Source organism: Williamsia sp. z34 (assembly GCF_059553395.1).
The window spans coordinates 275,878-289,333 of the sequence record NZ_JCANWW010000001.1 but is presented as its reverse complement, the minus strand read 5'-3'; the positions used below and the strand labels follow the sequence as shown (position 1 = coordinate 289,333).

Annotated in this window: 13 protein-coding genes and 1 pseudogene; 7 read left to right on the top strand and 7 right to left on the bottom strand. The window is 65.9% G+C overall.

What is annotated here, in order from left to right:
• Positions 1-13: 13 nt before the first annotated feature.
• Positions 14-1,516 carry an Asp-tRNA(Asn)/Glu-tRNA(Gln) amidotransferase subunit GatB gene (gatB, locus tag AC51GT_RS01375; RefSeq protein ID WP_496323601.1) on the bottom strand — a complete coding sequence of 501 codons (1,503 nt, stop codon included), beginning with the start codon at positions 1,514-1,516 and terminating at the stop codon, positions 14-16.
• A 185-nt stretch (positions 1,517-1,701) separates the two neighbouring features.
• Between gatB and AC51GT_RS01370 the strand changes: the two genes are divergently transcribed.
• From AC51GT_RS01370 to AC51GT_RS01360, 3 genes are read left to right on the top strand one after another with little or no spacing between them, the layout of a single operon-like run.
• Complete coding sequence (locus AC51GT_RS01370) at positions 1,702-2,937, top strand: ABC transporter substrate-binding protein (RefSeq protein WP_496327619.1); 1,236 nt, start codon at positions 1,702-1,704, stop codon at positions 2,935-2,937.
• A complete protein-coding gene (locus AC51GT_RS01365) occupies positions 2,934-3,956 on the top strand; it encodes a FecCD family ABC transporter permease (RefSeq protein WP_496327618.1) in 1,023 nt (340 codons plus the stop codon). The genes AC51GT_RS01370 and AC51GT_RS01365 overlap by 4 nt, the downstream gene beginning before the upstream one ends.
• Complete coding sequence (locus AC51GT_RS01360) at positions 3,953-4,744, top strand: ABC transporter ATP-binding protein (RefSeq protein ID WP_496327617.1); 792 nt, start codon at positions 3,953-3,955, stop codon at positions 4,742-4,744. Before AC51GT_RS01365 ends, AC51GT_RS01360 begins: the two co-directional genes overlap by 4 nt.
• A 97-nt stretch (positions 4,745-4,841) precedes the next feature.
• On the opposite strand, the gene AC51GT_RS01355 is transcribed toward AC51GT_RS01360, so the two are convergent.
• The 3 genes from AC51GT_RS01355 to AC51GT_RS01345 all read right to left on the bottom strand — a co-directional run bounded on the left by AC51GT_RS01355 (position 4,842) and on the right by AC51GT_RS01345 (position 7,938).
• Positions 4,842-5,876, bottom strand: a complete 1,035-nt coding sequence (locus tag AC51GT_RS01355) for an ATP-dependent 6-phosphofructokinase (protein ID WP_496323597.1) — start codon at positions 5,874-5,876, stop codon at positions 4,842-4,844.
• A gap of 132 nt (positions 5,877-6,008) precedes the next feature.
• Positions 6,009-6,662, bottom strand: a complete 654-nt coding sequence (locus AC51GT_RS01350) for a LuxR C-terminal-related transcriptional regulator (protein ID WP_496323596.1) — start codon at positions 6,660-6,662, stop codon at positions 6,009-6,011.
• A 16-nt stretch (positions 6,663-6,678) separates the two neighbouring features.
• Positions 6,679-7,938 (bottom strand): sensor histidine kinase, encoded by a 1,260-nt coding sequence (locus AC51GT_RS01345; protein ID WP_496327616.1) that lies wholly within the window; start codon positions 7,936-7,938, stop codon positions 6,679-6,681.
• 166 nt (positions 7,939-8,104) lie between these two features.
• Here AC51GT_RS01345 and AC51GT_RS01340 point away from each other — a divergent pair, with 166 nt between their 5' ends.
• Positions 8,105-8,719, top strand: coding sequence for a hypothetical protein (locus tag AC51GT_RS01340; protein ID WP_496327615.1), 615 nt, complete (start codon positions 8,105-8,107; stop codon positions 8,717-8,719).
• Positions 8,716-9,930 (top strand): alpha/beta-hydrolase family protein, encoded by a 1,215-nt coding sequence (locus AC51GT_RS01335; RefSeq protein WP_496327614.1) that lies wholly within the window; start codon positions 8,716-8,718, stop codon positions 9,928-9,930. Before AC51GT_RS01340 ends, AC51GT_RS01335 begins: the two co-directional genes overlap by 4 nt.
• A 59-nt stretch (positions 9,931-9,989) precedes the next feature.
• Here AC51GT_RS01335 and gatA read toward each other — a convergent pair whose 3' ends face one another.
• Together gatA and gatC are read right to left on the bottom strand one after the other, a co-directional pair.
• Positions 9,990-11,483, bottom strand: a complete 1,494-nt coding sequence (gatA, locus tag AC51GT_RS01330) for an Asp-tRNA(Asn)/Glu-tRNA(Gln) amidotransferase subunit GatA (RefSeq protein ID WP_496323592.1) — start codon at positions 11,481-11,483, stop codon at positions 9,990-9,992.
• A complete protein-coding gene (gene gatC / locus AC51GT_RS01325; RefSeq protein ID WP_496323591.1) occupies positions 11,480-11,779 on the bottom strand; it encodes an Asp-tRNA(Asn)/Glu-tRNA(Gln) amidotransferase subunit GatC in 300 nt (99 codons plus the stop codon). Before gatC ends, gatA begins: the two co-directional genes overlap by 4 nt.
• 173 nt (positions 11,780-11,952) lie before the next feature.
• Between gatC and AC51GT_RS01320 the strand changes: the two are divergent.
• Together AC51GT_RS01320 and AC51GT_RS01315 are read left to right on the top strand one after the other, a co-directional pair.
• Positions 11,953-12,090, top strand: a pseudogene (locus AC51GT_RS01320) (heavy metal-binding domain-containing protein); the annotation flags it as partial.
• Positions 12,091-12,142: 52 nt separating this feature from the next.
• Complete coding sequence (locus tag AC51GT_RS01315; protein WP_496323590.1) at positions 12,143-12,811, top strand: ACT domain-containing protein; 669 nt, start codon at positions 12,143-12,145, stop codon at positions 12,809-12,811.
• A gap of 6 nt (positions 12,812-12,817) precedes the next feature.
• On the opposite strand, the gene AC51GT_RS01310 is transcribed toward AC51GT_RS01315, so the two are convergent.
• On the bottom strand, positions 12,818-13,369 hold the full coding sequence (locus AC51GT_RS01310) for a YdcF family protein (RefSeq protein WP_496323589.1): 552 nt from the start codon (positions 13,367-13,369) through the stop codon (positions 12,818-12,820).
• Positions 13,370-13,456: the final 87 nt, after the last annotated feature.

The following is a 13,456-nucleotide window of genomic DNA, read 5'->3' as shown; positions in this document are numbered from 1 at the left end:
GACCGTCAGAGATCTACTGGCAGGCGGCGAGCACCAGTTCTTTGACCCGGCCGGCGTCGGCCTGGCCACGGGTGGCCTTCATCACGTCGCCGACGATCTTTCCGGCCGCCGCGACCTTGCCGCTGCGGATCTTGTCGGCGATGTCGGGGTTGTTGGCCAGTGCCTCGTCGACCGCCTTCTGCAACGCCGAATCGTCCCGGACGACCTCGAGGCCACGATCGGCGACGATCTGTTCGGGCTCACCTTCACCTTCGAGAACCGCCGTCATCACCTGCTGGGCCAGTTTGTTGGTCAGCTTGCCATCCTCGACGAGCTTGATGATCGTGGCGACCTGCGCCGGGCTGATCGACAGATCTGCCAGGTCGGTGCCACGGGAGTTGGCCTGCTGCGCCAGGAACGACACCCACCAGCTGCGGGCTGCGTCGACCGGCGCTCCGGCGTCGACGGTCGCGATGATCAGGTCCACGGCACCGACATTGACGAGGTCACGCATCACCGCGTCGGAGACACCCCACTCTTCCTGGATCCGCGCCCGGCGCAACCACGGAAGCTCCGGCAAAGTGGCCCGGATCTCCTCGATCCAGGCGGAATCCGGTTGCACCGGAGGCAGATCCGGTTCCGGGAAGTAGCGGTAGTCCTCGGCGGTCTCCTTGCGGCGACCGGCCGACGTCGTCCCGTCGCCTTCCTGGAAGTGCCGGGTCTCCTGGATGATCTCCACGCCGGCCTTGAGCAGCGCGGCCTGACGGCGCATCTCGTAGCGCACCGCCACCTCGACGCTCTTGAGCGAGTTGACGTTCTTGGTCTCGGTGCGAGTTCCGAACTCGGTGGCACCCTTGGGCATCAGCGAGAGGTTGGCGTCGCAGCGCATCGAGCCCTGGTCCATCCGGACGTCCGAGACATCCAGCGACTTGAGCAGATCACGCAGGGCGGTGACATAGGCGCGGGCCACCTCGGGTGCCCGGGCACCGGCACCTTCGATGGTCTTGGACACGACCTCGATCAGCGGCACGCCCGCCCGGTTGTAGTCGAGCAGCGAGTGGCTGGCGCCGGAGATGCGTCCGGTGCCGCCGACGTGCAGCGACTTGCCGGTGTCTTCCTCCATGTGGGCGCGCTCGATCTCGACCCGCCAGGTGGTGCCGTCGTCGAGCACGACGTCGAGGTAGCCGTCATAGGCGATCGGGTCGTCGTACTGCGAGATCTGGTAGTTCTTCGGCTGATCCGGGTAGAAGTAGTTCTTCCGGGCGAAGGTGCTCGAGGGCCGGATGGAGCAGTTGAGCGCCAGGCCGATCCGGATGGCCGATTCGATGGCCTTTTCGTTGACGACCGGCAGTGCACCCGGCAGACCGATGCACACCGGGCACACCTGCGTATTGGGTTCGGCACCGAAGGCTGTGGGGCAGCCACAGAACATCTTGGTCTCGGTACCCAGCTCGACGTGCACCTCCATACCCATCACCGGGTCGAAGTCGGCGATGACGTCGTCGTAGTCGAGCAGTTCGGTGGTCACAGCAGTCATGACACGTAGTTTAAACCGGCTCGAACCTGCAGGTTATAGTCGGTTCGCCGTGCGAGTGGGAAATCCGGTTTCAATCCGGGACGGTCGCGCCACTGTGAGATCACCGAAGAGGTGATGAGTCAGAACACCGCAGCACGGTAGATATCCATCGAGAGCGGGACGCGATATCCCGCAGAGGAGACGCCGTGCCTGTGCCATCACCATTTCGATCCGCCTCATCGTCTGCGCGCAGCGCAGGTAACCGCAGGGGGCCGCTGGCTCTTGTCGGTGTCGCCGCCCTCGTCGCGACACTGCTCACCGCCTGCTCGGACGGTGGTGGCGATGATGAACAGGCCGGGGCCGAGCGCGATTGCATCGTCGACTTCGACGCCGATACCGACTACTACCCGGAGAAGTTGTCGATCGACTACGCCGACAACTTCGACCTGGACTACCGCAACTCCTACGTCGTCGCGAGGGTCAACGGGACCAACCCGGGGCAGCAGGACACGTTCGTGTTCGCCAAGTGCGGCGCGCCCACCCCGGAACTGACCGGAGACCTCACCGGCGCCACCGTCGTCGACGCGCCGGCGACCGAACTGTTCCTCGGATCGACCACACAGCTCGCCGCGCTGGCCGAGCTCGACCGACTCGACGTGGTGACCGGTTTCGCCAGCAGCGACTATGTCTACGGCGAGGCCGAGAACAAAGCTGTTGCCTCACTTCCGCAATACGCACCGACCGGTGAGATCGATCCCGAAATGGTGGTCACTGCCAAGCCGCAACTGCTGATCACCGACTATCCGACCGACCGTTCGCTGGAACAGATCGAAAAGGCCGGAGTACCGGTGATGATCAACAGCGACTGGCTCGAGGTCGATCCGCTGGGCCGCGCGGAGTGGATCAAACTGTTTGCGGCACTGACCAATACCGAAGAAGCGGCCAACGACTTCTTCGATCGGGTCGCCGACAGCTACAACGACATCAAGGCAAAGGTCGAGGGCGTGGCTCCGGTGGACGCCGTGCTCGGTCTGCCCTATCAGGGCACCTGGTACATCCCCGGCGGCGGTAGCTACGGAGCGACGCTGATGAAGGCGGCCGGGATCACCTACGCCTGGGCCGACAATCCCTCCACCGGCAGCATCTCCGAAGACATCGACACCGTGTACTCGCGCGCCGGCACCGCGCCGCTGGCCCTGAGCAGTGAGAGCACCGCGACACTGGCCGACGCCATCGCCACCGATCCGCGGATCGCGCAGTTCGCCGCGTACCGCGAGGGCAACGCGTGGTCGGCGTCCGCACAGGTCAACGACGCCGGCGCCAACAACTACTTCGAACTCGGCGCCATCCGGCCGGATCTCACACTCGCCGACCTGATCGCGATCGCACACCCGGAGCTGGCGCCCGACCACACCTTCACGTTCTACAAGCAGCTGAGTTGAGCCGGACCTCCTGGACCATCGCCGGCCTGGTGCTGGCGGTGGTTGCCGCGTTGATCGCGGCGATGTCGATCGGGTCGACGATCATCCCGATCGGCAACTGTTTTCAGTATCTGTTCACCGGGGACGCCGGCGCCGCCGAGTACACGACGCTGTTGCACGAGTTCCGGATGCCACGGATCGTGACCGCGATCCTGGCCGGTCTGGCGATGGCCCTGGCCGGTCTACTGATGCAGGCAATCTTCGCCAATCCCCTTGCCGAGCCGTACATTCTGGGCGTCTCGGCCGGTGCGAGTTTCGGTGTCGCGGTGGTGACGCTCGGGGCCGGTGGCGCGTTCCTCACCGTCGCCGACGACCATCAGACCTCGGTGACGGTCGCCGCCGCACTCGGCGCCGCCGCCGTGATGGGTGTGGTTGTGATTCTCTCCCAATGGATCACGTCGTCATCGTGGCTGCTGATCACCGGCGTCATGCTGGGTTCTGTGGTGAGTTCGATCGTGTCGTTCATGCTCGCCTACGCCAGCCCCGGCGACATTCGCGAGTTCGTGATGTGGGGGCTCGGATCATTCTCCGGTGTGTTGTGGGAAGACCTGCAGATCCTGGCCCCGGTCGTGGCCGTCGGCGCCGTCGTGACGATCGCCATGATCCCGGCGCTCAATGCGCTGCTGCTCGGCGAGTCCTACGCGCGGACCATGGGCATCCGGATGAACCTGACCCGGGTGGGCGCAGTGGTCGCCACCGCGCTGCTGGCGGGGTCGGTCACCGCCTACTGCGGGCCGATCGCCTTCATCGGTATCGCGGCGCCTCACGTCGCGCGGATCGCGCTCGGCAAGTCCGACCACCGGGTGGTCCTACCGGTCGCCGCACTGGTGGGCATCGTCATCGCCCTGATCTGCGCCGCGCTGACCACCATGCCGGGCCGCGACGGCATCCTGCCGATCAACGTGCTGACCGCATTCTTCGGCGCACCGATCGTGGTCCTGGTGCTGGTCCGATCACTGCGATCGGGGGCAACGCGATGACGTCGCTCGAATTGACGAAGCTGCGGGTCGGCTATCGCAGACACCGGTTCGGCGGCGAGGACAAACAGATCCTGCAGGCCGCCGACATCACCGCCGAACCCGGTGTGGTGACCGCGGTGATCGGCGCCAACGGCACCGGTAAGTCGACGCTGCTGCGGACCCTCGCCGGACTGCAGCCGGTTCTGGGCGGCACGGCCACACTCGGCGACCACCAACTGCTGACGATGAGCCCGGCATCCCGGGCCCGCGAGGTTGCGGTGGTGCTCACCGACCGCGTCGACGACAGCGGCCTGCTGACCGCCCGGGCACTCGTCGACCTCGGGCGCACGCCGTACCACTCGTGGATTCCGGGCCGATCATCACCGGCCGCATCCATCGTCGACGAAGCGCTCGCCCGGATGGGTGCCGCGGCGTTTGCCGACCGCCGAATCGGCGAACTGTCCGACGGGCAACGCCAGCGGGTGCTGATCGCCCGCGCGCTGGCCCAGGAACCGCAACTACTCATCCTCGACGAGCCGAGTTCCTTTCTCGATGTCGCCGCCCGCACCGAATTGCTCTTGGTGCTACGGAAACTGGCCGCCGAGACCGGCATCGTGGTGGTGATGTCAACGCACGACGTCGAGGTCGCCCTGCGGATCGTCGGGCCGGTCTGGCTCGCCCGCCGCGACGGAAACCTGGTGGCCGCGACTGCCGATCAACTGGTCGAAGACGGCACGATCGCGACCGAATTCGACTCCCCCACAGTCCGTTTCAACGCCACCGCCCGTCTTTTCGAACCCCGCCTCTGAACGCCCCCGCCCACCCCCGATGATGTGCCCTTTTAGCGAGCAAAAGCCCAGGTCAGCACCGCCAAAAGGGCACATCATCGGGGTGGCGCAGGGAGGGTCAGCCGAAGAAGGCTGCGGCGTCCTCGTAGCGGTTCTGGGGGACGAGTTTGAGTTCTTTGACCGCGTCGCCGAGCGGTACGAGTCCGATGTTCTGGCCCTGCAGGCTCACCATCTGTCCGGTGTCGCCGTTGTGCGCGGCGTCGGAGGCGTTGACCCCGAACCGCGTCGCGAGGACCCGATCGAAGGGGGTCGGTTTGCCGCCGCGCTGCACGTGGCCCAGGACCGTGGTCCGGACCTCTTTGCTGATCCGGCGTTCGATCTCGACGGCCAACTGCTGCGCGACGCCGGTGAAGCGTTCGTGACCGAACTCGTCGGTCCCGCCCTTGATCATCGAGAATGAGCCCCCTTCTCGGGGTTTGGCACCTTCGGCGACCACGCAGATGAAGTGCGAGTCACCGCGTTGGAACCGGCGTTTCACCAGGCGGCAGACCTCTTCGACGTCAAAGGGCTGTTCGGGGATGAGGATCATGTGCGCACCCGAGGCGATTCCGGAATGCAGCGCGATCCATCCGGCATGCCGGCCCATCACCTCGACGAGCATCACCCGCTGGTGCGATTCGGCCGTGCTGTGCAGACGGTCGATGGCGTCGGTGGCCACGGTCAGCGCGGTGTCGAAACCGAATGTGACGTCGGTGCAATTGATGTCGTTGTCGATGGTCTTCGGGACACCCACCACCGGCACACCTTCGTCGGAGAGCCAGCTCGCGGCGGTCAGTGTGCCCTCGCCGCCGATGGGAATGAGGACGTCGATCCCGTTGTCGTCCAACGTCTGCCGAATCTGATCGAGTCCGGCGCGCAACTTGTCGGGGTGGGTACGGGCGGTGCCGAGCATGGTGCCGCCCTTGGCCAGCAGACGATCGTTGCGGTCGTCGGCGGCGAGGTGGATCCGCCGGTCTTCGAGTAGTCCACGCCAGCCGTCGAGAAACCCGACAACCGCCGAACCGTATCGGACCTCGCTGGTGCGGACCACCGCACGGATGACCGCGTTCAATCCCGGGCAGTCGCCGCCGCCGGTAAGCACTCCAATGCGCATCAGATGTCCCGCTCCTCGTCTGGCAGTCGTCGTTCCCGCGCCATCTCGGTGGGCGCATGCCCGCCACCCTCAATTGTGCAACCGATCGTCGAGTCTGGCTGAGGTACGGGTCACCTCGTCCATCGATCGAGGTCAGCGCACCCCGTTCTCGAAGGCGTAGACGACCGCCTGCGCCCGGTCACGCAGATGCAGCTTCGAGAGCACATTGCTGACGTGGGTCTTGACGGTCTGTTCGGCGACGAACAGCGCTCCGGCGATCTCGGCATTCGACTTGCCCTCGGCCACCTGCTCGAGCACCTCCCGTTCGCGGGGTGTCAGGGCCGCCAACGCCCCCGGTTCGGCTCTGCGCGGCCGATGTCGACTGGTCACCTCCGCGATCAGACGACGCGTCACAGACGGCGCGAGCAATGCCTCACCGGCAGCAACCACCCGCACCGCGCGCACCAGCTCCTCGGCCGGGGCGTCCTTGAGCATGAAACCCGAAGCCCCTATCCGCAACGCCTGATACACGTAGTCGTCGATGTCGAAGGTGGTGAGCATCAGAATCTTGCTCGGCACCCGTAGTGGCCCGGTGAGTAGTTCTTCGGCCGCGGCCAGCCCGTCCAGGATCGGCATGCGGACATCCATCAACACCACGTCGGGATGCAATGCCCGGACACCTGTCACCGCGGCCCGGCCGTCAGGGGCGTCCCCCACCACCGAGATGTCGGGCTGCGCAGCCAGCAGCGCACCAAAACCCTGACGCACCATTGCTTGATCGTCTGCGATGAACACCGTGATGGACACCCGGCCAACCCTACTTTCAGGAGTTGTCCGACCGGGGAAGTTCCGGCGCAGTGACCGCTCGGAGCGGCAGAGCAGCACGGACCACGAACCCACCACCGGGCTGCGGCGCTGCCGACAACACCCCACCGACCGCCTTTGCCCGTTCGATCATCCCGGGAATCCCCAGCCCGCCGGACGACTCCAGGTTGATCGGCGCTCCCGTGGACGCCGTGTTGGCGACGGTGATGTTCAGATCGTCGTCGACCACCGACAATTCGACGGTCACCCGGGCGCCGACGGCGTATCTGGTGGTGTTGGCCAGTGATTCCTGAACGATGCGGTACGCAACCAGCGCGCAGGTGTCCCCGACCTGCTCACCGGTCGACAACGGCTGATAGGTGACATCGACGCCGGCACCGCGGGTGGCCGCGACGATCCCGTCGATCTGTTCCAGTCCGGGGTTCGGATTGCGCGCACATGCCTCGGCGCCCGGCGAATCATCTTCCAGCCGAAGCACTCCCAACATCATCCGTACCTCGTCGAGGGCTTCGCGCGCGACATCGGCGATGGCGTCGAATTCGGCGGCTGCCTCCTCCCCGACTCCGTCCACCCGATACTTCGCAGTCTGTGCCTGCACCACCACCACCGACATCCGGTGTGCGACAACGTCGTGGAGGTCGCGGGCGATGCGTGTCCGTTCGGAGAGCACGGCATTCTTGGACTTCTCGGTGTCCTTCAGCACCGTCTGCCGCGCCAACGCAACCCGCGATCGGACGATGATCCGGATCAGGACGCAGATGATGGCCGCGATAGTGAGGCCGACCACCCAGCCGGCCCGGGCTTCCGATGGGGTGGCCTGATACATGACAAATGACGACACACCCCAGAAGATCGGCAGCAACCGCAACGGAGCCCGCAGGTACGCCAGCACGGTCAGCACCAAGATCTCGATCAGATGTACCACCTGAATCGTGTGATTCCAGCCGCTGACCGTATCCATCGTCAGTCCGATGAGCTGTGCCGACACCACAGAAATCGCCCAGCCGAGCGTCGGATTGAACCATCCGAGCATGATCGGGAATGCGGCAAATGCCGCCACGATCGGCATCACTGCGGGTGTGACGTCGTGGGTTTGCGGCAGCGTGGGCCAGGCGATCGAATACATGATCAGGGCCACGAGCGTCAGAAAGATGTTGATCCGGTGCCCAAGGAACCGCGCCACCGCGGGATCCACGGTGATCGGTAGTTTCTTGACCTCGTCGGCGACGTAGTCGGTGGCCACTGTCCACAGTTTCACCACTCCAACGCTAGTGCCCGGACCCTCGTCGGTCCTCATACCTGAGAGTGAGATCGGGGCAGCCCTGCAGTGGCGGGGTCCGCAGTCCAACTCACCCGAACACATGTGCCACATACACCCCGGTCGACCGATGTGCCCCGGTGCCTGCGGTTCCTACCTTGATGCCATGCGAGCCGCCGTAAGTCGAATCTTCCTGTCCGGCATGGTGATCAGCACAGTGGTCGCGGTGGGTATGTGGCCCGCCGCAGCCGGTGCCACCTCCGCCCCGGCGGGTATGCCGGCAACCGAGATGTCCGAACGCGACAGCGCCGCCGGACGCGTTGTCGCCGCCCTCACCGGGCCCGACCCCCAGCAGGCGATGCAGGTGCTGCCCGACGATTTCCGGGCGCTGCTCGGCTATCACCCGCAGCTGACCGATGGCCTGCCCAGCAACCCCGACGGGGCATGCTCGTCGCCCATCCCCCTGCCCGAGCAGTTCGGGGACCTCTGCAAGACACACGATTTCGGCTACGACCTACTGCGATACGCGCAGCGCCACGGTCAGCCGTTGGGCCCCTGGGCGCGAACGTCGTTGGACCGCATGCTGATCGAGTCGATGCACCACTCCTGCAGCAACCCGACCTGCCACTGGGCTGCAGACCTGGCGCGAATCGGCTTGGCGTTCAACACCTGGCGCCAGCATGCCGGCGCACCCGTGAGCAAGGAACCGATGTCATCCATCGTGCTGACCTCCGTTGTACGCGGCGGCCAATCACTCGCCGCGTTGGTGGGGTTGCGATGAGGACCCCGCACCTGAAGTCGCCTACCTGGCCACGTCCGCTGACCAGCATCGGAGCCATGATGGGTGCCGCGCCGGCTCTTGCGCCGGCGTCGCTGCCCCACGGCGCGCTGGTTGCCGGACTGGTCCTGGCCGGCTTCGGCACACTGGGGGCGTTGATCGGCCGGGCCGCCGGACTGCGGTGGGCGGGCAACGTTCGGACCAGGTTTCGCACCGGGTGGATCTGCGCGGCCCTGGCCGCCGGATTGTTCGTCCAGATGCTCTGGTGGCAGAACGGGTTACGTGAACACCTGGACATGGCACCGATCGACCTCTGGTGGATGCTCGGCACCCTGGGTCCGTCGGCGCTGGTTGCGGCCATCTGTTACGCCCGGCCCCGGACGCGGGCGATCGTTGCAGCACTGGCCGCGGCGGCGATACTGCCGGTGATGCCCTCACCCGCGGGCGCCGCCGGTCCCACCCAGAGCCGGGCGGACGAATTCATCAGCGCGAAGTCCACCTCCTCGTCGCTGCGGATCTATGGCGAGCTGGACGACCGTGATGTGGGGATTCGAGCGACCGAGACGGTGCGGCGCTGGCAGGCGTCCGGCGGTTTGCGGCGGCAGGCGGTGGTGATTGCGATACCCACCGGTTCAGGATGGGTGGACCCCGATGCGATCAGCGGATTCGAGAGCCGGTTCGGCGGCGATGTCGGCCTGATTGCGTTGCAGTACAGCAATATTCCGTCGTGGCAGGCGTTCGCCTCGTCGCCACAACCGGCCCGGGACAGTGCGATGGCACTGACCGAGGCGGTGGTTCGATCCGTCGAGCGATCTCCGGCCCATGAGCGTCCGGCGATCTACCTCTACGGTCAGAGCCTGGGCGCGATCGGTGCCGACGCCGCCCGGCGCCGACTCCTCGACACCGCATCCGACACGATCTGCCACACGGTTCTCGCCGGCGCGCCGGAAGGGTCGACGACGGTGACCGCACCCGACACCACGGTGCTGGGCAACAGTTCTGATCCCGTCATCCGATGGTCGCCGCGACTGCTCTGGGAACCACCGCGGCTTCCGCCCCACCTGGCCTCGGACATGCCCCGGGCACCATGGATCCCGGTCGCAAGTTTCATCCAGACCAGCGCCGACCTCATCGGAGCCCTGTCGTTCCCGGCCGGCTACGGCCACCAATACGGCACCGAACAGGGCCTACCAGCGCCTGCGTGCCACCGATGATGTGCCCTTCTGGCGGCGCCCACCTGGGGTTTTGTTCGCCAAAAGGGCACATTATCGGGTTAGACGATGGGGCCTCGGGCGGCTTCGTAGGCGGCACCGACACGGTAGAGACGTTCGTCGGCCATCGACGGCGCCATGATCTGTAGACCGACGGGTAGTCCGTCGTCCGCCGACAGGCCCGACGGCACCGACATCGCGCAGTTGCCCGCCAGGTTGACCGGCAGGGTGCACAGGTCGAACAGGTACATCGCCAGCGGATCGTCGACCTTCTCACCGATCGCGAACGCGGTGGTCGGGGTGGTCGGCGAGATCAGTACATCGACCGATTCATAGGCCTTGGCGAAGTCCCGGGCGATGAGGGTCCGAACCTTTTGTGCCTGACCGTAGTACGCGTCGTAGTACCCCGACGACAGGGCGTAGGTGCCGATCATGATGCGGCGCTTGACCTCTGCGCCGAATCCGGCGTCGCGGGTCATCGCCATCACCTGGTCGGCACTGTGGGAGCCGTCGTCGCCGACCCGCAATCCGTAACGCATCGCGTCGAAGCGAGCGAGGTTGCTCGACACCTCCGACGGCAGGATCAGGTAGTACGCGCCCAGCGCATAGCTGAAGTGCGGGCAGGAGACCTCGACGATCTCGGCGCCGCGCTCCTTCAGCGTTGTCACCGCGGCGTTGAACGATTCGAGCACACCGGCCTGGTAGCCGTCACCCTGGAGTTCGGTGACGATACCGATCCGCACACCCGAAAGATCTTCGGCGGCACCGGCTTTGGCAGCGGCAACCATGTCGGCGATGGGTTTGTTGATCGACGTCGAGTCACGCGGGTCGTGTCCGGCGATCACCTGGTGCAGCAGTGCGGTGTCGAGAACCGTTCGGGCGCAGGGCCCGCCCTGATCGAGCGAGGAGGCGCAGGCGACCAGCCCGTACCGCGACACCGTGCCGTATGTCGGTTTGACGCCGACGGTGCCGGTGACCGAAGCCGGCTGCCGCACCGAACCACCGGTGTCGGTACCGATGGCGAGCGGAGCCTGGAACGATGCGAGCGCAGCGGCACTGCCACCACCGGAACCGCCGGGGATCTTGGTGGTGTCCCACGGATTCCGGGTCACACCGTAGGCAGAGTTCTCCGTGGACGAGCCCATCGCGAACTCGTCCATGTTGGTCTTGCCCAGGATCGGGATACCGGCCGCGCGCAACTTGGCGGTGACGGTGGCGTCGTACGGCGGGACCCAACCTTCGAGCATCTTCGAACCGCAGGTCGTCGGAGCGTCGGTCGTGGTGAACACGTCCTTGAGCGCCACCGGAACACCGGCCAGCGGGGAGGCCGGGGCCTGACCCGCGGCGACGGCCTTGTCGACCTCGGCCGCGGTCGCCAGCGCCTGCTCGGCACCGACGTGGAGGAAGGCATTGAGCTCACCGTCGACCGCCTCGATCCGGTCGAGATGGGCCTGGGTGACCTCGACCGCGGACAGCTCACCGGCGTGGATCTTCGCGGCGAGGTCGGCAGCGGACTGTCCGGTGATCACACCGGACTCTCTGGTGGGGGCGCTCACTGCTCTTCTCCGAGGATCTGGGGGACGGCAAACCGCTGCTGCTCCACTGCGGGCGCACCGGAGAGGGCTTGCGCGGGGGTGAGCCCGGGCACGACGACATCCGGACGCAGCACATTGGCCAGGTCCGCGGGATGCGCGGTGCCGGGAACGTCGGCAGCGGCGACCTCGGAGATGTTCGCGACGTGCGACAGGATCGAATCGAGCTGACCAGCGTAGTGGTCGAGTTCGTCGTCGGTCAGCGCCAGCCGGGACAGCCGGGCCAGATGCGCTACTTCATCACGCGAGATGGCAGACACGCAGATGCACCCTTTCTTGTCGGTGGGTCGGCCACGAAACTGTGCGCCGAACCCTCTGGCCAGAGTAGTCGGCACATACCGACGATCAGCACGGACGTCCTCTCACCCTCCCGCCGCCGGCGCCTGAACTCTCAAATCTCGTCTGCTGCACCAATATCGGTTAGGTTCATCACATGATCATTGTCACCTCTAACGATATTCCGGGGTACCGGATCGCCAACACCATCGGCGAGTGTTTCGGGTTGACCGTTCGTTCGCGCCATCTCGGATCGAACATCGGCGCCGGGTTCAAGTCGATGGTGGGCGGCGACCGACCTCACATGTCGGCCGCCTGAACAGCGCCGGACCAACTGCGATGGGACAATGACCGGCGTGTCCTATCTGCTGCGCGTCTACCTGCAAGATCGTCCCGGCTCACTCGGTCTGCTGGCCGTGTCACTCGGCTCGGTCGGCGCCGACATCCTCTCCCTCGACGTCGTCGAGCGCGGCGAGGGTTACGCGGTCGACGACATCGTTGTCGAGGTCCCCCGCGGTGCGCTGCCCGATACCCTGATCACCGCAGCGGAGAAGGTCGACGGGGTTCGCGTCGACTCGATCCGGCCGTATACCGGCTTGCTCGAGACACATCGCGAACTCGAATTGGTCAACGACATCGCCGGGGCGGGCCGGGACCGCCTGCAGGTATTGGTCGATTCCGCGCCCCGCGTGCTCCGAGTCGACTGGGCGACCATCATCACCGCAGGCGGTGGCGGTGGTGCGATCCAGTTGTTCGGCAGCTCCAGCGCTCCCGAAACCCAGCTCACCGATGCCGGCTGGCTGCCCATCGCCGAGACCGCCGAACTCAATCCGGAAGCCCCCTGGGTCCCACAGTCGTGGCGGGACATGGACATCCGGCTCGCCGCCGCCCCGATCGGCACGCCCGGCAAGGCACTGCTGCTCGGACGACCGGGCGGCCCGGACTTCCGGCCGTCCGAAATCGCGCGAATCGGCTACCTGGCGAAGATCGTCACCACGGTGCTCTCGCAGAGCTGACGCCCATCACGCGTACGCGGGCTCGATCGAGATATTTGCATTCTGCTCTGCCACTTGCGTTCTGAACGCTCGCATGGCGCGAGGCATATGAAAGCCGTTGGTCACGATGACCGCGCCGGTGGCGCCGAGGCCTCTGAGCATCGCGACAACTCGGATCGCGTTCTCGTTGGTACTCATGGCGGTGTGTTCGTCGATGACCTGCCAGGGCGCAACTCCGCGTTCGACGAGCTGAAGATGCATGAAGGTGGCCTCCGATATCGGCAGGCTCCAGGTGTTCCCGCCGGTGACGATGATCCGGTTGAACGGGTGCGTGCGAGCGAGCGCCGCCGCCCGGTCAAGACGTTCCTGCAAGATCGGCGGCGGGGCCCCGCGCGGTTCCATGCGCGCACCGAGGACCACGATGTACCGGCCGATCGGATCAGCCGCGAGGAATGCATCGGACGAGGCTCCGGGTTCGGCCTCGGCGGCCGGCGGTGCAATTGCCGTAGACGCCAGAAGTGCAGTAAACGCGGTGAGAGTCGCGGCCAGAACCACGAATCCTCTCCGGGCAGATGTCATGAGCTTCACCATCCTGAAATGTCTTTGTTATTTCATCGCGCCTCCATGGCAACATTTGAGATGCTTTATGTCGAGTAAATGACAATA

Coding starts and splice junctions, on each gene's coding strand:
- gatB (WP_496323601.1), bottom strand. CDS start 1,516: ATGACTGCTGTGACCACCGAACTGCTCGACTACGACGACGTCATCGCC.
- AC51GT_RS01355 (WP_496323597.1), bottom strand. CDS start 5,876: ATGCGCATTGGAGTGCTTACCGGCGGCGGCGACTGCCCGGGATTGAAC.
- AC51GT_RS01335 (WP_496327614.1), top strand. CDS start 8,716: ATGAGGACCCCGCACCTGAAGTCGCCTACCTGGCCACGTCCGCTGACC.
- AC51GT_RS01340 (WP_496327615.1), top strand. CDS start 8,105: ATGCGAGCCGCCGTAAGTCGAATCTTCCTGTCCGGCATGGTGATCAGC.
- AC51GT_RS01310 (WP_496323589.1), bottom strand. CDS start 13,369: ATGACATCTGCCCGGAGAGGATTCGTGGTTCTGGCCGCGACTCTCACC.
- AC51GT_RS01315 (WP_496323590.1), top strand. CDS start 12,143: ATGACCGGCGTGTCCTATCTGCTGCGCGTCTACCTGCAAGATCGTCCC.
- AC51GT_RS01360 (WP_496327617.1), top strand. CDS start 3,953: ATGACGTCGCTCGAATTGACGAAGCTGCGGGTCGGCTATCGCAGACAC.